Below are 15,893 nucleotides of genomic sequence, written 5' to 3' on the forward strand. Positions count from 1 at the left end.
CTTGACGCCGTTCCATTGTCAAGAGTAGGTTGACGTCATGAATGCTTCGACCTCTCGCGAGTCCGCCACACCCGGACGCATCGTCAGTCTGGCCGTCGCCGCGATCGCCGTCGGCCTCGTGCTCGTGATCCTCGGCGTCGGGTTCGACTGGGACGGCTTCGGCGGTGGGCTCGTCATCGGCGCCGGCATCGGCCTCGCCGCCGTCGGCATGTACTTCTGGGGCTACGCCAACGGGCTGCGGCGGCCGTCGTCGCGGGGGACGTGGCTTCCGAGCCGGGACGGACGCGGGTGAGCGATCTCGCCGATTCCATCGGCCGCGCCGTCCTCGCGGACGCCGGCGTCGGCGCCGATCAGACGCTGACTGCTGACGAGCATGTCGCCCTCGTCGCGGCGGGGGCCCGTGCGGAGACCGAGGTGCGAGCGATCCTGCACAGCGCCGTGACCGCCGCTCGGGCGGGCGGGGCGAGCTGGGCCCGCATCGGGGCGGAGCTGGGGATGACGCGCCAGGCTGCGCAGCAGCGCTTCGGCACATCGGGAGCATCGCCGCGGCACGACCCCGCCGATGGCACCGCTGAGCGCTGGCTCGGGCCGGTGACGGCCTTCGACGAGATGGCGGAGCTCGAACTCGCGGGGCGCGCCGGATGGCACACGGTCGAGGCGGGCACGCTCGCCCACCGGATGGTGCGCACCGACACGCAGTGGGAGCATCGCCGCATCCTGTGGCGCGCTTCGCTTGCGGCCGAGCGCGCCGACGGCTGGGATGTGGGGTGCCGGGCCTTCCCGTGGGTCTACCTGATCCGGGACCGCGGGATCCCGGCCGTCACGCCGGGGGAGTGAGCCTGCCGCGCAGGCGCAGCGCCCGGTATACCACCCCGACACCGACGACCAGCACGCCGGCCACGACGGACTGCCAGGGGAGCGTGGCGGCGAGGACGAGGCATCCGATCCCGCCGACGACCTGCAGCGCGACGGGGTAGCGCCGGGCGTCGCCCCGCTGCCGGAGCGCGGCGAGGTTGGCGACGAAGTAGTACAGGAGCACGCCGAACGACGAGAAGCCGATGGCGCCGCGCAGGTCGACGAATGCCACGAGCATCACCGTCGCGGCAGCCACGGCGAGCTCCGCGCGATGCGGCACGTGCCAGCGCGGGTGCACCGCGTCGAGGAGGCCCGGCAGGTCGCGCTCCCGCGACATCGCGAACGCGGTGCGACCGACACCGGCGATGAGGGCGAGCAAGGCGCCGAGCGACGCCGCTGCCGCGCCGACCCGCACGACCGGGTCGATCCACGCCCACCCCGACTGTGCGGCCGCCTCCGCGACCGGCTCGGTCGACGCCGCGACCGCGTCGGGGCCGAGTGCGCTCAGCACGGCGACGGCCACGACCGCGTAGACGGCGAGGGCGATCACGAAGGCGCCGACGATGGCCCGGGGGATCACCCGGCGCGGATCGCGCACCTCCTCGCCCATGGTGGCGATGCGCGCGTAGCCCGCGAACGCGAAGAACAGCAGACCCGCGGACTGCAGGATGCCGTAGCCGCCGCCCGTCCACAGCGCGTCGGCCGAGAGCCACTCCGGTGTCGCGCCGGCTGAGAAGGCGGCGGTGACGGCGGCCGCCAGAGCGCCGAAAGAGATGACGACGATGACGCGGGCGGCACCGGCGGTGCGGGTGACGCCGAACCAGTTCACCGCGGTGAGCGCCACGACCGCGGCGATCGCGACGGGACGCTCCCACCCGGCCGGCGCCGCGTAGGCGGCGAAGGTGAGGGCCATCGCGGCACAGCTCGCGGTCTTGCCGATGACGAACCCCCAGCCGGCGACGAACCCCCACCACGGGCCGAGCTCCGCACGCCCGTAGGCGTACGTTCCACCTGAGGTCGGGTGAGCCGCCGCGAGCTGGGCCGACGACGTCGCATTGCCGAAGGCGACGATCGCGGCGATCGCGAGGCCGACGAGCAGACCGGTGCCCGCAGCATCCGCCGCCGGTGCCCACACCGCGAAGACACCGGCGCCGACCATCGAGCCGAGTCCGATGAACACGGCGTCGCCGAGGCCGAGGCGGCGCTGAAGCGAAGGGGACGTCACGGCCGAAGGGTAGCGCGCCACGGCGAACGCGCGATGAGGGCTTCCCGGCGCGTGCCGGCGCCCGACAGGATGGGCTCATGACACTGCAGATCCGTACCGTGCTCGAGCCCTTCGGCCCGGCCACGGCCATCGAGTTGACCGACGACCAGGTGGCGGAGCTCGGCGGCGGCAAGCGTGCCGCGGTCGTCGTGGGCATCGGCGGGCGCACCGCACGCGTGCGGCTCGCCGTCATGGACGGGCGCAACGTCATCGGTCTGTCGAAGGCGGTGCGGGCACAGCTCGGCGTCGACATCGGCGACGAGGTGGACGCCACCGTCGACCTCGACACGGCCGAGCGCGAGGTCGAGGTGCCCGCCGAGCTGACAGCCGCCTTGGACGCCGCAGGAGCGCGCGCCGCGTTCGACGCGCTGACGTTCTCGCGTCGCAAGGAGCTCGCGCGCGGCGTCGCCGAGGCCAAGCGGCCCGAGACCCGCGAGCGCCGTGTCGCGGCCGTGATCGAGGAGCTCGCCGCGCCCTAGACGGTGCCCCCGACGCTGCCGGACACGGCACGGTGTTCACGCGGCGCAGGGCAGGGCGGCAGCGCACCGCGTCGTCACCCCGGTGACGGCATCCGTTCACCTGGCTGTTGTCGCATGGGGCCATGGCTCGTTCGGGTGAGATCGCGCCCAGGATCGCCGTCATCGGCGCGGCCGGTGTCGCGCTCGGCGCCGGACTGGTGCTGCTCGGAGGCCGCGCCGTGCTCACTCGCCAGGCCGCGGTCGCGCGCCGGCGAATCGGCAAGCCGCTCGGCGAGGAGGCGCTCGATGCCGACCGCGTGTGGGGCCGACGGCTGGACGGGCCGCCGCTCGAGCTCGTCGTGCTCGGCGACTCGATCGCCGCGGGCCTGGGCGCGGAGCGGCGGAAGGACACCCTGGGCGGGCGGCTCGCCAAAGGCATAGCGCGCGCGGAGCGCCGGCCGGTACGCCTGCGCACGGCGGCGGTCGTGGGGGCCGAGTCGTCGGTGCTCGCCGATCAGATCGACGGGCTCCCGGCCGACTACCGGCCTGATGCCGCCGTCATCGTGGTCGGCGGCAATGACATCACCCATCGCGTACCGGTCGCGACATCCGTCCGCCACCTCGAGGAGGCCATCGTCCGCCTGCGCGCTCGCGGCGCCGCGGTGGTCGTCGGCACGTGCCCCGACCTGGGCGCACTGCGCCCCGTGCCGCAGCCGCTGCGCGCGCTCGGGTCGCGGCTGTCGCGCCAGCTCGCCCACGCGCAGGCCGAGGCGGCTGTTCGGTGCGGCGCGCGGCCCGTCTCGCTGCGGCGTGCCGTGGGCCCGTTCTTCGTGACCCAGCCCGACGAGATGTTCAGCCTCGACCGCTTCCACCCGAGCGCACTCGGCTACCGCCGCACCGCCGAGGCGCTGCTGCCGGCGATCGTCGGCGCGCTCGCCGCCGTGCGCGTAGACGACGTCTGACCGCGCCCGCGTCCGAGACCTGGCCGCGTGGGAGGTCCGTGAACCTGGCCGCGAGGCGTCCGGAACCTGGCGTTATGGGCGTCCGAAAACCTGGCCGGAGACGGCGGCGCGCCGGCGAACGCGACGGCGCCCGGCGTGTCGCGCGACGGGCCAGGTTTTCGGCACCGAGCGTGGGGGAGGGAGGCTTCCTGCCGGGGCGCCGGGACTCGTGCCCGGGGCGGCCTCTCGGTGGGCGGCGTGACGTCGCCGACTACGCTGCGGCGGCGGCCGCCGTCACGCGCTTCTTCTCGCGGATGTACACCTCGCGGCGCACGCGGGCGACGACATCGCCCCCGGCATCCGTGATGTCGGTCTCGAACCACTCGAGCACCTTCGCGCCCCCGCGGGCGCGCTCGCGGATCTCCTCGGCCTTCTCACGGGGCACCTCGAAGTGCGCCGTGATGACGCCGCGGCCGGGCTTCACGAACTCGATCTCGCCGCGCGTGTCCCACACGACGTAGTCGCGGCCGAGCTGGTGCATCACGAGCATGAAGAAATACGGGTCGGTCATCGCCGACATCGAGCCGCCGAAGGCCGTCTTCACGTAGTTGCGGGTGAAGAGATTGACATGCAGCTCGACGGTCGCGCTGGTCCAGTCGGCGGCGAACCGCTTCACGCGAATACCGCTGAAGAGGTTCGGGATCCACAGGCTCATGCCGACGGCGAGGCGGCGGGGGGTCACACGCATGGGCCCAGCTTGGCCGTCGCCAGCGGCGCGACGCATTCGGTTGGCGGATCTCCACAATTGCTGGCGCAACTTGTTCTAGTTGTCATAGAATTAATGCGTGTTAGTCCGAGTCGATCCCGAGAGCGACGCGCCGCTGTTCGCGCAGATCGCGGCTTCTGTGCGAGCGGATGCCGCGGCCGGCCGTGTCCGCGCCGGCGACAGGCTTCCGGCGGCCCGTGACATCGCCGCCGCGCTCCACGTGAACGTCCACACGGTGCTGCGGGCCTATCAGGACCTCCGCGACGAGGGGCTCGTCGAGCTCCGGCGCGGCCGCGGCGCTGTGGTCACCGAGCAGGCGGCGACGCTGGAGTCCCTGCACCACGACATCGAAGACCTCGTCGCGCGGGCGCGCACGGCGGGGCTCCCGCCCGACGCGCTCGCTGCCCTCGTGAAGGAGATCGCCACCCATGACGACCGCACCCCCCGCTGACCCCCGGACGCCCGCCGTCGCGACCCCGCCCACGCGCGTCGCCTGGCGCGACGTGATCGCCTTCATCCTCCTCGCGTGTGGCCTGGCGTGGCTCGTGACGGTCCCGCTCTGGCTCGGCGAAGGTCTCGCGTCGCCGCTGACGGGACTGCTGCTGCCGGTGATGATGTTCACGCCCGCGGTCGCGACGCTCATCGTGATGTTCGCGTTCCGCGCCCCGGCCACGGGGCGGCTGAGGCACGTCGGCATGTGGCCGCTGCGGCCCGTCGGGCGATTCCTGCTCTTCATGGCGCTCGGCCTCGTGCTCCCGATCGTGGTGGTGATCGCCACCGTGCTGCTGGCCGGTGCCGTCGGCCTCGTGCGGCTGGACCTCGTGGAGTTCTCCGCGTTCGCCGATCAGCTCGCCGCTGCGGCGCCCGCCGGCACGCCGCTGCCTCCGATCGGCCTCCTCGTCGCGATCCAGCTCGCGATGATCCCGGTGGCGGCGATCATCAACAGCGCTCTCGCGTTCGGCGAGGAGCTCGGCTGGCGCGGCTGGCTGCAGACCGCGCTGCTGCCACTGGGACCCTGGCCCGCGCTGCTCATCACCGGCGCGGTGTGGGGCCTGTGGCACGCCCCGATCATCCTGCTCGGCTACAACTTCGCCCGTCCCGACATCACCGGCGTGCTCTTCATGGTCGGCGGCTGCCTCGCGTGGGGCGTGCTGCTCGGCTGGCTGCGCCTGCGCAGCGCGTCGCTATGGCCGGCGGTGCTCGCGCACGGCTCGCTCAACGCTGTCGGCGGCCTCGTGCTGCTGCTCGCGGCATCCGGCGCCGCTCCCGACCTCGCGATCGTCGGCGCGCTCGGCGTCGTCGCGTGGGGCGTCCTCGCGGTCGTGGTCGTGGCCATCGTGCTGCTGCGTCAGTTCCGCGCGGGCATGCCCGCTCCGGCGCGCGTCGCCGTGGCAGCGCCCTTCTCGGGGGGTGGCGTCCGATGACCCGCGCCGATCGTGTCGTCGGTCGCTTCCTGCTCGTCGCGCTGTGGCTGCCGGTCGCCTTCGTACTCGTCGGCGTCGTGGTGCAGCTGGCGTTCCTGCCGCAGGTGCCGGCCACCGTGGCAGTGCACTGGAACCGGGCGGGCGTCGCCGACGGCTTCGCCCCGGCCTGGACGCAGCCGGTGGCGACCATCGGGTTCGGGCTCGGCATCCCGGCTCTCATCACCCTCACCACGCTGCCCGGCCTGCGTCGCGGCGAGCGCGGGGCCACGTATCGGCTCATGGGTGCCACCGCGGCGGCGGTGTCGGCCCTGACTACCGTCGCTTTCACCACGACCTTCGTCCTGCAGGCCGGCCTCGGCACGGCGGACGACGCTCCCTCGGTGTGGCAGGCCCTGTTCGCCTCGCTCGCCGCCGCGGTGGTCGCCGGCGTCGGCGCGTGGTTCCTGCAGCCGCGCCAGGACGCGGCCGCCGCAGAGCCGTCGCCGGCGACGCCGCTCGCGCTGGGCCCCCACGAGCGCGCCGTGTGGGTGCGCACGACCGCCATGAAGACCAGCGCCGCGGTCGCGGTCGTCGCGGCCGCCCTCGTCGTCGCACTCGCGGCGGTCATCGCCTGGGTGGCCGGTGCTGACGCGGTGCTCGCGGGGGTGCTCACCGTACTCGCCCTCGTGCTGCTGGCGTTCGCGGCGACGACCATCGCGTTCCACGTGCGCGTGGACGACACCGGACTCCACGTCCACTCGCTGCTCGGCCTCCCACGGTTCCGGGTCCCGCTCGGCGACGTCGCCGCGGTGACAAGGGTCGAGGTGAACCCGATGCCGGAGTTCGGCGGATGGGGTCTGCGCATGGGAGCTGGACGACGGTTCGGGGTCGTGCTGCGCACCGGGGAGGCGATCGAGGTGGTCCGCCGCAACGGCAGGCGGTTCGTCGTGACCGTGGACGACGCCGAAACAGGTGCGGCGCTGCTGGAGGCGCTGGTCGAACGGGCCGCCGCGAGGTCTTGACGCCCGGCGCCGCGTGCGGATTGGCTGTGGTCATGGCCGATCCCACACCTGACACCTGGCGACGCGTCGACGCGTACCTCACCGAGCTGCTCGTCGGACACGACCCCGGTCTCGAGCAGGCGGTCTCCGATCAGAACGACGCCGGGCTGCCGGCCATCGAGGTCGCCCCCGTCAACGGCAAGCTGCTGCATCTCATCGCGCGCATGTCGGGCGCGCGCCGGGTGCTCGAGATCGGCACGCTCGGCGCATACTCCACCATCTGGCTGGCGCGGGCAGTGCCCGACGACGGCCGGGTCGTGACCATCGAGGCCGAACCCCGCAACGCCGACCTCGCCCGCGCCAACCTCGATCGCGCGGGCGTGGGGGAGAAGGTCGAGATCAGGCTCGGGCGCGCGGCCGAGGTGCTGCCGACGCTGGACGAAGGCGATCCGTTCGATCTGGTCTTCATCGACGCCGACAAGGAGTCGAACACGATCTACCTCGACTGGGCAGCGCGCCTGGGCCGCCCCGGTACCGTCGTGATGGTCGACAACACCGTGCGCGGGGGAGAGGTGGCGAACCCCGCGACCGAGAATCCCCAGATCATCGGGGTGCAGCGAGGACTCGAGATGCTCGGCCGTGACCCGCGGTTCGACGCGACCGCGATCCAGACGCTCGACGCGAAGGGCTACGACGGCATCGCGATCGCCCTCGTCGTGTGACGGCCGGCGACGGAACGGCCGGCCGGTTGATGACGGATGCCTGTGGCCCCGGCATCCGTCCTCACTAGACTCGGGGGCGGACCGACGACGCTCCGACGATTCACGCTCCACAAGCAAGGAGAAACCCTGTGGCACAGATCGAGGCTGTAGGCGCGCGCGAGATCCTCGACTCGCGCGGAAACCCGACCGTCGAGGTGGAGGTGCTGCTCGACGACGGAATCGTCCAGCGCGCAGCCGTCCCCTCCGGCGCGTCGACCGGCGCCTTCGAGGCGTACGAGCTGCGCGACGGCGACAAGAGCCGCTACGGCGGCAAGGGCGTGCTGAAGGCGGTCGCGGCCGTCATCGACGAGCTCGGCCCCGCGATCGAGGGTGTCGAGGCGAGCGAGCAGCGCGTCATCGACGAGATCCTCATCGCCACCGACGGCACCGAGAACAAGTCGCGCACCGGCGCGAACGCGATCCTGGGCGTCTCGCTCGCGGTCGCCAAGGCCGCCGCCGACTCGGCCGACCTGCCCCTGTTCCGCTACCTCGGCGGACCCAACGCGCACGTGCTGCCCGTGCCGCTGTTCAACGTCATCAACGGCGGTGAGCACGCCGACAACGGCATCGACTTCCAGGAGTTCTTCCTCGCCCCGATCGGCGCCGAGACGTACGCCGAGTCGCTGCGCTGGGGGACCGAGGTCTACCACGTGCTCAAGGGCGAGCTGAAGTCCGCCGGCTTCGCCACCGGCCTCGGCGACGAGGGCGGCTTCGCACCCGATCTCCCCAACAACCGCGAGGGCCTCGACTTCCTGATCCAGGCGATCGAGAAGGCGGGCTTCACGCCCGGCAAGGACATCGGCGTGGGCCTGGACGTGGCAGCGACCGAGTTCTTCAAGGACGGCGTCTACACCGTCGAGGGCAAGCCGTGGTCGGCCGAGCAGCTCACCGACTACTTCGCCGACCTCGTCGCGAACTACCCCGTCGTCACCATCGAGGACGCCCTCGCCGAGGACGACTGGGACGCGTGGAAGGCCCTCAGCGACAAGATCGGCTCGAAGGTGCAGCTCGTGGGCGACGACCTGTTCGTCACCAACCCGACGCGCCTGCAGAAGGGCATCGACCTCGGCGTCGGAAACGCGCTGCTGGTGAAGGTGAACCAGATCGGCACGCTGTCGGAGACGCTCGACGCGATCGCGCTGGCCACCCAGAACGGTTACCGGTCGATGCTCTCGCACCGCTCCGGCGAGACCGAGGACACGACGATCGCCGATCTCGCGGTCGCCGTGAACGCGGGTCAGATCAAGACCGGCGCGCCCGCCCGCAGCGAGCGCGTGGCGAAATACAATCAGCTTCTGCGCATCGAAGAGGAGCTCGGTGACGCCGCGGTGTTCGCGGGTCGCGGAGCGTTCCCCCGGTTCAAGGGCTGATGCGCTGACAGCGTGACGAAGACGAGAAGGGGGAGCCGTGGCCAAGACGACGGCTCCCCCTTCTCGTTCCCCCCGCACGGGCACACCGCCCCGGCGACGGCCTGTGGCGGGTCGGCGCCCGGTCGATGTGCGGGCCTGGCTCGGCGGCATCCGCCTCTCCGGCTTCATGGTGATCATGATGGGCCTCGTGGTCCTCGCCGCCTTCGTGCTCGTCCCCACGATCGGCACGTACGTCGACCAGCGGCAGCAGATCGCGGCGCTGGAGGCGGCGGTGCAGCTGAGCAGGGAAGAGGTGGCCGAGCTCGAGTCGCAGCGCGAGCGGTGGGAGGATCCCGCCTACATCACCACGCAGGCGCGGGAGCGGCTGTACTACGTCAAACCGGGTGAGGTCGTCTACCTCGTCGACGACGACCTGCCGCCCGAGCTCGAGCCGCAGGAGCAGGCGCCGGTGAGCGACGAGCTCGAGGCCGCCGACGCGGACTGGATGACCAAGCTGGTGCGCTCGGTGACCGAGGCGGGGCTCGCGCAGACCGTCGCTCCCGTCACGATCGGGGTGCCCGATCCGGAGCCGTCGTCGACGCCGACCCCCTGACCTGCCCGCAGCCGTCGGACCGCGCGGCCACGGTCCAGCACCGTCCCAGGTGGCCCCGGTAGCCTGGGCCCGACCAAGGAGCAGCTCTGTGACGACCCCGCCATATCCCCCTGTCAGCGACGCCGACCTGGCTGTGCTCCGAGAGCAGCTCGGGCGCCCCGCGCGCGGCGTCGTCGGCATCGCGGCGCGGTGCGTCTGCGGCAATCCCACGGTGGTGGCGACCGCCCCGCGGCTGCCGGACGGCACGCCGTTCCCCACGTTCTACTACCTGACCCACCCCGCGGCGACCGCCGCGATGTCGGTGCTCGAGGCCGACCACGTCATGCGCGAGCTGTCCGACGAGCTGGCCGCCGACGAAGAGGTCGCCGCCGCCTACAGCCGTGCCCACGAGGCGTACCTGCGCGATCGCGCGCAGTACGGCGAGGTCGACGAGATCGCCGGCATCTCGGCCGGCGGTATGCCGACGCGGGTGAAGTGCCTGCACGCTCTCGCCGGCCACGCGCTCGCGGCAGGCCCGGGCGTCAACCCGATCGGCGATCGCGCGCTCGCGCTGTCGTCGTGGTCACCCGAGCGCTGCGTGTGCGCGCAGCCGGGATCGGGCGGATGATCCGGCGCCTCCTGGCCGCAGCCGCCTCGGCAGCCGTCGCGACGACCCTCGTCGCGGCGGGGCCGACAGCCGCCCAGGCGGCGCCCGCCGAGCCCGACCCGGTCCGCGCCGCCGAGTACTGGCTCGCCGACTACGGCATCGAGCAGGCGTGGCAGACCACCCGCGGAGCGGGCGTCAAGATCGCCGTCATCGACACCGGGATCGGCCGCGGACCCGTCGAGTTCGCCGGCGCGGTCGCCGGCGGCACGGACGTTTCGGGCGCGGGCTCGCCCGACGGACGCACACCGGTCGGTGCGGTGGACAAGGACCACGGAAGCTGGGTGGCCTCGCTCGCGGCCGGCCGCGGCACGGGGCCCGACACCGGGATGATCGGCGTGGCCCCCGAGGCGCAGCTGCTGTCGGTGTCCGTCGCGTTCGGATCGTCGGCCCCGCGGTCGTTCTCCGACCAGATCGCCGACGCCATCCGCTGGTCGGTCGACAACGGCGCCGACGTCATCAACATGTCGCTGACCACGAACGTGCCGGACTGGCCAGAGAGCTGGGACGACGCCTTCCTCTACGCGTTCGAGAACGATGTCGTCATCGTCGTCGCCGCCGGCAACCGGGGCAGCGGCACGACGCGCGTGGGCGCACCGGCGACCATCCCCGGCGTCCTCACGGTCGGCGGCGTCGATCGCTCCGGCAGGGCCAGCGTCGACGCCTCGACGCAGGGCATCACCATCGGCGTCTCCGCACCCAGTGAGGAACTGGTCGGCGTGTCGGCCGACTCGACGCTGGTCTCATGGGACGGCACGAGCGGCGCCGCGCCCATCGTCGCGGGGATCGCCGCCCTGGTGCGGGCTGCTCACCCCGAACTCGACGCGAACAACGTCATCAACCGCATCGTGAAGACCGCCCGTCCCGCGGCCGGCGCGACCGACGTGCCCGACGTGCTCTACGGCTACGGCCTGATCGACGCGGCGGCCGCCGTCTCGGCCCCCGGCGTGGCGAGCGTGACCGCGAACCCCATGGGCAATCTCGAGGACTGGGTGCGCCTGTACCGACGTGCGCCCGTCGCCCCGCTGCCGGACGAGCCGGCGCCCACCGTAGAGGTCCCGGCCCTGCCCGAGGCCGACCTCGCCACGCGCGCCACCTCGCCTCTTCTACCCGACGGCGGCACCGTCCTCTACGGCACCCTTCCGCTCGCCTTGCTCACCACGACGGCTATACTGGTGGCGCTCGGCGTCACCGCTGCTGTCCGACGCATCCGATTGGCGTCCCGCGCGCCGAGCCGCTGACACAGGAGGAGAACTCCAAACCGTGACCAACACCGTGCCCAAGATCCTCATCGTCGGTGGCGGATACGCAGGCTTCTACACGGCCTGGAAGCTCGAGAAGCATCTGCGCAAGGGCGAGGCGGACGTGACGATCGTCGATCCGCTGCCCTACATGACCTACCAGCCGTTCCTCCCCGAGGTCGCGGCCGGCTCCATCGAGGCCCGTCACTCCGTCGTGGCGCTGCGACGCCACCTCAAGCGGACCCACGTCGTGGCCGCCAAGGTCACCGGCATCAACCACGCGAACAAGGTGGCGACCATCACGCCCATCGCGGGCGAGCCCTACGAGTTCGAGTACGACCAGATCGTCGTCACGGCCGGCGCCGTCTCGCGCACCTTCCCGATCCCGGGCATCGCCGACAACGCGATCGGCCTGAAGACGATCGAAGAGGCCGTCGCGATCCGCGACAAGCTGATGTCGAACTTCGACAAGGCCTCCACGCTGCCCCCCGGCCCCGAGCGCGACCGCCTGCTGACGGTCGTCGTCGTCGGCGGCGGCTTCGCGGGCATCGAGGTGTTCGCAGAGCTGCGCTCGCTGGCATCCGCCCTCGTCAAGAGCTACCCGCAGCTGACGTTCGACGACACGCACTTCCACCTCATCGAGGCGATGAGCCGCATCATGCCCGAGGTGTCGCTGAAGACCAGCGAGTGGGTGCTGAAAAACCTCGCTCAGCGCGGCGCGTACGTCCACCTCGACACGCAGGTGACCGGCGCCGTCGGCGGCGACATCGAGCTGTCGACCGGCGAGACGATCCCGAGCGATCTCATCATCTGGACCGCAGGCGTCATGGCGAACCCCACGGTGGTGCGCGGCGGCGACCTCCCGGTCGAGGAGCGCGGTCGCATCCGCACCCGCGCCGACCTGCGCGTCGGCTCCGAGGACGAGATCGTCGAGGGCGCCTGGGCGGCCGGCGACGTGTCGGCGGTGCCCGACCTCACGGGCGGCGGTGTGGGCGGCTACTGCGTCCCCAACGCCCAGCACGCGGTGCGCCAGGCGAAGCTCCTCGCGAAGAACCTGGTCGCGGTGCTCCGCGGCGAGCTGCCCCGTGAGTACTACCACAAGAACCTCGGCGCAGTCGCGGGCCTGGGCCTCTGGGTCGGTGTGTTCCAGTCCGGCAAGCTCGCGCTGAAGGGCCCGATCGCGTGGCTCGCGCACCGCGGCTACCACGGCCTGGCCATGCCGTCGTGGGAGCGCAAGTGGCGCGTGCTGTGGGGCTGGTGGAACAACTTCTGGCTCGGCCGCGACATGGTGAACCTGTCGACGGTGCAGAACCCGCGGTACGTCTTCGAAGAGTTCGCAGCGCGCCCGCGGCCGCCGCAGCCCGTCGAGGCGCCGGCTGAGAAGGCCGCACCGGCGGCCGCGCCCGCCCGCAAGGCGCCGGCGCGCAAGACCGCCGCGAAGGCTACGGCCGACGCCGAGAAGGTCGCCGCCAACTGAGTTCGACCGGATGCCGCAGGCTCGTCTGAGAAGATGAGCCTGCGGCTTCCGCGTTCCCGGGGGGAGCGCGGCCGGCCCCCGTAGCCCAATGGCAGAGGCAGGCGACTTAAACTCGCTCAAGTGTGGGTTCGAATCCCACCGGGGGTACCGTTCACCACGGCCTGCCGGAAGCGCCCCTCGTGATCTTCCAGATCTGCCGCTAATCTGGGGAAAAGCGCGCGAAGGAGCTCGGGGATGAGCGAGAACGGCAACGACCGGCGCGAGACGGCGGACGCGGGCGGGCAGAAGAGCGGTTGGTGGTGGCGATTCACCGCGCTGCTCTTCGGGGCGCCGCCGATCGCCGTCTACGGGGCGGAAGAAGACGTCGAACGGGAGCGGGCGGCGAGAGCCGGCGAATAGACCGCGTCGCGCTCGCCTGCGCGCAGGGGTCTCGGCCCTTCCACAGCCGGTCATCGGCGGGGGTCGGCTGGCTCTAGGCTGGGGCGATGCGCGCGCACCCGAAGCGAGCCGTATGAGTCTCGATCTGCTGTCCACGCCCACCGCGACGAAGCCGTGGGAGAACCCCGCCGCCTACTGGGGCGACATGACCCATGCCCTGGCGGACCTCAGCGGCCCCATCGCCGCCATCAACGCCGAGGCGCTGCGGTACAACGCGCTCGACCTCGTCGTGCGGGCCGGCGGCGTGCCCATCCGCGTCGCAAGCAAGTCCGTGCGCGTACGCGAGGTGCTCGATGCCGTGCTGGCGCTTCCCGGCTACCAGGGCATCCTCGCGTTCACGCTTCCCGAGGCGCTCTGGCTCGCCGACACCCACGACGACATCGTGCTGGGTTACCCGACGGCCGATCGCGCCGCGATCGCGGCTCTCGCCGCTTCAGAGGCGGCGGCGGCGCACGTCACGCTCATGGTCGACGACCTCGCCCAGCTCGACCTCGTCGATGCCGTCGCCGCGCCCGGTGCCCGGCCCGAGATCCGCGTGGCCATCGACGCCGACGCCTCGTGGCGCGCCCCCGGGCTGGGTCACATCGGCGTGCTGCGCTCGCCCGTGCACGAGGCCGCCGAAGTCGCCGCGCTGGCGCGCTCCATCGCCGCTCGGCCGGGCTTCCGCCTGGTCGGGCTGATGATGTACGAGGCGCAGATCGCCGGCCAGGGGGATGCGACGGGACGGGGGGATGCCGCCATCCGCTGGATGCAGCGCCGGTCCGGCGCCGAGCTGCTCGAGCGGCGCGCCGCGATCGTCGCGGCCCTGCGCGACATCGCCCCGCTGGAGTTCGTCAACGGCGGCGGGACGGGATCCCTCGAGCTGACGGCATCCGATCAATCCGTCACCGAGCTCACCGCCGGCAGCGGGCTGCTCGCCGGCCACCTCTTCGACGGCTACCGCGCCTTCGATCCGGCGCCCGCCGCCGCGTTCGCGCTCGACGTGGTCCGCAAGCCGGAGCCTGACGTCGCCACCGTGCTGGGCGGCGGGTGGATCGCGTCAGGACCGGCGGTCGAGTCGCGTCAGCCGCTTCCGGTGTGGCCTGCCGGCCTGCGAACGGCCCCTCGCGAAGGCGCGGGCGAGGTGCAGACGCCGCTGCGCGGAGAGGCGGCGCGCGGCCTGCGCACGGGCGATCGCGTGTGGTTCCGTCACTCGAAGAGCGGCGAGCTCGCAGAGCGCGTGGACCGCTATCACGTCGTCGAGGCCGGCGCGCGCGTCGGCGAGCTCGCGACGTACCGCGGCGAGGGGAAGGCGTTCCTGTGACCCGTCCCGGCGGAGTGTGGCGCAATTGGGGCCGCTCCGAATCCGTCCGCCCGCAGCGCGTCGAGTACCCGCCCACGGTGGCGGCTGTGCAGCGCGCGGTGACGGCCGCCGCGGCGCAGAGGCTCCCGATCAAGGCCGTGGGCGCCGGCCACAGCTTCACGGGCATCGCGGTGGCGCCCGGGGTCCTGCTCGAGCTGCGCGACCTCAGCGGCCTCGTCTCGGTCGACGTCGACCGCGCGCGGGTCACGCTCCTCGCCGGCACCCGCCTCCACCAGATCCCGGCGCTGCTCGCGCCCTACGGCCTCGCCATGGAGAACCTCGGCGACATCGACCGCCAGTCGATCTCGGGCGCGATCTCCACCGGCACGCACGGCACCGGGGCCAGGTTCACCGGCATCGCCGGTCAGGTCGTCGGCGCGACGCTCGTCACCGCGTCCGGAGAGCTGCTGCGGGTCGACGAGGACGAGAACGCCGAGCTGATCCCGGCCGTCGCGCTCGGACTCGGCGCGCTCGGCATCCTCGTCGACGTCACGATCCAGTGCGTGCCGGCGTTCGTGCTCCACGCCGTCGAGCAGCCCGAAGCGCTCGAGGACGTGCTGGCCGCCCTCGACGACCGCGTCGCCGCCGCCGACCACTTCGAGTTCTACTGGTTCCCGCACACCGACCGCGCGATGACGAAGACCAACACGCGTCTGCCTGAGAGCGCGCCGCGGCATCCGCTCCCGCCGGTGGGGAAGTGGATCGACGACACGCTGGTGGGCACGGGTCTGCACCGGATGGCGTGCGCGACAGGCAAGGCGATCCCCGCTCTGGTCCCACCCATCAACCGGCTCTCCGCGAAGATCTGGGGCGATCGCGAGTTCACGGATGCTTCGGCCCGCGTGTTCGCGACGAACCGGTCCGTCCGGTTCCGTGAGATGGAGTACGCGCTGCCGGCCGAGAACGTGCGTCCGGCTTTCGACGCGATGCGCGCGCTCATCGACGATCGCGGCTGGCGGATCGGGTTCCCGATCGAGGTGCGCTTCGCCGCTGCCGACGACCGCTGGCTGTCGACGGCCCACGGCCGGGCATCGGGCTACATCGCCGTCCACCGGTACTGGCGCGAAGATCCGACCGAGTACTTCGAAGCCGTCGAGGAGATCATGCTGCGCTGGGACGGCCGGCCGCACTGGGGCAAGATGCACACCCTCGGCTCGGACGTGCTCCGCGAGCGCTACCCCCGCTTCGGCGACTTCCTCGCGCTGCGCGACCGGCTCGATCCGGAGCGTCTGTTCCGCAATCCGTACCTCGACCGCGTGCTCGGTGGGTAACGGCTGAGAGTAGGCGGATCGGCCACATGCGGGCTTCGCGCGCGTCGGTAGGATGAGGGCACTATCGAAC

The 15,893-nt window shown here is 72.4% G+C and carries 18 protein-coding genes and 1 tRNA gene; 17 read left to right on the plus strand and 2 right to left on the minus strand.

Features of this window, described 5'->3' with window-relative positions; genetic code table 11:
- Nucleotides 1-37: 37 nt before the first annotated feature.
- Both IM767_RS13330 and IM767_RS13335 read left to right on the plus strand, forming a co-directional pair.
- Nucleotides 38-292, plus strand: a complete 255-nt coding sequence (locus tag IM767_RS13330) for a hypothetical protein (protein WP_109210871.1) — start codon at nucleotides 38-40, stop codon at nucleotides 290-292.
- Nucleotides 289-837, plus strand: coding sequence for a hypothetical protein (locus tag IM767_RS13335; protein ID WP_109210872.1), 549 nt, complete (start codon nucleotides 289-291; stop codon nucleotides 835-837). The genes IM767_RS13330 and IM767_RS13335 overlap by 4 nt, the downstream gene beginning before the upstream one ends.
- Here the strand turns inward: IM767_RS13335 and IM767_RS13340 are convergent.
- Nucleotides 821-2,080, minus strand: a complete 1,260-nt coding sequence (locus IM767_RS13340; RefSeq protein ID WP_109210960.1) for an APC family permease — start codon at nucleotides 2,078-2,080, stop codon at nucleotides 821-823. The two genes, IM767_RS13335 and IM767_RS13340, sit on opposite strands and share 17 nt — an antisense overlap.
- Nucleotides 2,081-2,157: 77 nt before the next feature.
- On the opposite strand from IM767_RS13340, the gene IM767_RS13345 reads away from it, so the two are divergent.
- On the plus strand, nucleotides 2,158-2,598 hold the full coding sequence (locus IM767_RS13345; protein ID WP_109210873.1) for a YdeI/OmpD-associated family protein: 441 nt from the start codon (nucleotides 2,158-2,160) through the stop codon (nucleotides 2,596-2,598).
- A 122-nt stretch (nucleotides 2,599-2,720) separates the two neighbouring features.
- On the plus strand, nucleotides 2,721-3,539 hold the full coding sequence (locus IM767_RS13350; RefSeq protein ID WP_109210874.1) for an SGNH/GDSL hydrolase family protein: 819 nt from the start codon (nucleotides 2,721-2,723) through the stop codon (nucleotides 3,537-3,539).
- Nucleotides 3,540-3,789: 250 nt separating this feature from the next.
- On the opposite strand, the gene IM767_RS13355 is transcribed toward IM767_RS13350, so the two are convergent.
- Nucleotides 3,790-4,266, minus strand: a complete 477-nt coding sequence (locus IM767_RS13355; protein WP_109210875.1) for a DUF4442 domain-containing protein — start codon at nucleotides 4,264-4,266, stop codon at nucleotides 3,790-3,792.
- A 97-nt stretch (nucleotides 4,267-4,363) separates the two neighbouring features.
- On the opposite strand from IM767_RS13355, the gene IM767_RS13360 reads away from it, so the two are divergent.
- From IM767_RS13360 to IM767_RS13420, 13 genes are all read left to right on the plus strand, one after another.
- Nucleotides 4,364-4,735, plus strand: coding sequence for a GntR family transcriptional regulator (locus IM767_RS13360; protein WP_109210876.1), 372 nt, complete (start codon nucleotides 4,364-4,366; stop codon nucleotides 4,733-4,735).
- A complete protein-coding gene (locus tag IM767_RS13365; RefSeq protein ID WP_109210877.1) occupies nucleotides 4,713-5,708 on the plus strand; it encodes a CPBP family intramembrane glutamic endopeptidase in 996 nt (331 codons plus the stop codon). The genes IM767_RS13360 and IM767_RS13365 overlap by 23 nt, the downstream gene beginning before the upstream one ends.
- Complete coding sequence (locus IM767_RS13370) at nucleotides 5,705-6,709, plus strand: DUF1648 domain-containing protein (protein WP_109210878.1); 1,005 nt, start codon at nucleotides 5,705-5,707, stop codon at nucleotides 6,707-6,709. Before IM767_RS13365 ends, IM767_RS13370 begins: the two co-directional genes overlap by 4 nt.
- Nucleotides 6,710-6,741: 32 nt before the next feature.
- The gene (locus IM767_RS13375) at nucleotides 6,742-7,410 is read left to right on the plus strand and encodes an O-methyltransferase (protein ID WP_109210961.1); all 669 of its coding nucleotides are present in this window, start codon (nucleotides 6,742-6,744) and stop codon (nucleotides 7,408-7,410) included.
- Nucleotides 7,411-7,538: 128 nt separating this feature from the next.
- Nucleotides 7,539-8,819 (plus strand): phosphopyruvate hydratase, encoded by a 1,281-nt coding sequence (eno, locus tag IM767_RS13380; RefSeq protein ID WP_109210879.1) that lies wholly within the window; start codon nucleotides 7,539-7,541, stop codon nucleotides 8,817-8,819.
- A gap of 103 nt (nucleotides 8,820-8,922) precedes the next feature.
- Nucleotides 8,923-9,411 (plus strand): FtsB family cell division protein, encoded by a 489-nt coding sequence (locus IM767_RS13385; protein ID WP_194398888.1) that lies wholly within the window; start codon nucleotides 8,923-8,925, stop codon nucleotides 9,409-9,411.
- Nucleotides 9,412-9,499: 88 nt separating this feature from the next.
- The gene (locus IM767_RS13390; protein WP_109210880.1) at nucleotides 9,500-10,018 is read left to right on the plus strand and encodes a DUF501 domain-containing protein; all 519 of its coding nucleotides are present in this window, start codon (nucleotides 9,500-9,502) and stop codon (nucleotides 10,016-10,018) included.
- Entirely contained in the window at nucleotides 10,015-11,295 is a 1,281-nt protein-coding gene (locus tag IM767_RS13395) for a S8 family serine peptidase (RefSeq protein WP_198425930.1), read from the plus strand. The genes IM767_RS13390 and IM767_RS13395 overlap by 4 nt, the downstream gene beginning before the upstream one ends.
- Nucleotides 11,296-11,329: 34 nt before the next feature.
- Nucleotides 11,330-12,772 carry an NAD(P)/FAD-dependent oxidoreductase gene (locus tag IM767_RS13400; RefSeq protein ID WP_109210963.1) on the plus strand — a complete coding sequence of 481 codons (1,443 nt, stop codon included), beginning with the start codon at nucleotides 11,330-11,332 and terminating at the stop codon, nucleotides 12,770-12,772.
- A 74-nt stretch (nucleotides 12,773-12,846) separates the two neighbouring features.
- Nucleotides 12,847-12,919, plus strand: a tRNA-Leu gene (locus IM767_RS13405).
- Nucleotides 12,920-13,006: 87 nt separating this feature from the next.
- Nucleotides 13,007-13,171: a hypothetical protein gene (locus IM767_RS13410; RefSeq protein WP_162564306.1), complete on the plus strand. Its 165-nt coding sequence runs from the start codon at nucleotides 13,007-13,009 to the stop codon at nucleotides 13,169-13,171.
- A gap of 112 nt (nucleotides 13,172-13,283) precedes the next feature.
- Entirely contained in the window at nucleotides 13,284-14,513 is a 1,230-nt protein-coding gene (locus IM767_RS13415) for an alanine racemase (protein WP_109210882.1), read from the plus strand.
- On the plus strand, nucleotides 14,510-15,823 hold the full coding sequence (locus tag IM767_RS13420) for a D-arabinono-1,4-lactone oxidase (protein WP_109210883.1): 1,314 nt from the start codon (nucleotides 14,510-14,512) through the stop codon (nucleotides 15,821-15,823). Before IM767_RS13415 ends, IM767_RS13420 begins: the two co-directional genes overlap by 4 nt.
- Nucleotides 15,824-15,893 lie beyond the last annotated feature (70 nt).

Origin of the sequence: Microbacterium ureisolvens, from assembly GCF_015278315.1 — a bacterium.
In the GTDB taxonomy this organism is placed as follows: domain Bacteria; phylum Actinomycetota; class Actinomycetes; order Actinomycetales; family Microbacteriaceae; genus Microbacterium; species Microbacterium ureisolvens.

What these genes read in the sequence shown, in the direction of transcription:
- IM767_RS13410 (WP_162564306.1), top strand. Translation starts at nt 13,007, where the DNA reads ATGAGCGAGAACGGCAACGACCGGCGCGAGACGGCGGACGCGGGCGGG.
- IM767_RS13330 (WP_109210871.1), top strand. Translation starts at nt 38, where the DNA reads ATGAATGCTTCGACCTCTCGCGAGTCCGCCACACCCGGACGCATCGTC.
- IM767_RS13365 (WP_109210877.1), top strand. Translation starts at nt 4,713, where the DNA reads ATGACGACCGCACCCCCCGCTGACCCCCGGACGCCCGCCGTCGCGACC.
- IM767_RS13350 (WP_109210874.1), top strand. Translation starts at nt 2,721, where the DNA reads ATGGCTCGTTCGGGTGAGATCGCGCCCAGGATCGCCGTCATCGGCGCG.
- IM767_RS13415 (WP_109210882.1), top strand. Translation starts at nt 13,284, where the DNA reads ATGAGTCTCGATCTGCTGTCCACGCCCACCGCGACGAAGCCGTGGGAG.
- IM767_RS13370 (WP_109210878.1), top strand. Translation starts at nt 5,705, where the DNA reads ATGACCCGCGCCGATCGTGTCGTCGGTCGCTTCCTGCTCGTCGCGCTG.
- IM767_RS13345 (WP_109210873.1), top strand. Translation starts at nt 2,158, where the DNA reads ATGACACTGCAGATCCGTACCGTGCTCGAGCCCTTCGGCCCGGCCACG.
- IM767_RS13395 (WP_198425930.1), top strand. Translation starts at nt 10,015, where the DNA reads ATGATCCGGCGCCTCCTGGCCGCAGCCGCCTCGGCAGCCGTCGCGACG.
- IM767_RS13375 (WP_109210961.1), top strand. Translation starts at nt 6,742, where the DNA reads ATGGCCGATCCCACACCTGACACCTGGCGACGCGTCGACGCGTACCTC.
- IM767_RS13355 (WP_109210875.1), bottom strand. Translation starts at nt 4,266, where the DNA reads ATGCGTGTGACCCCCCGCCGCCTCGCCGTCGGCATGAGCCTGTGGATC.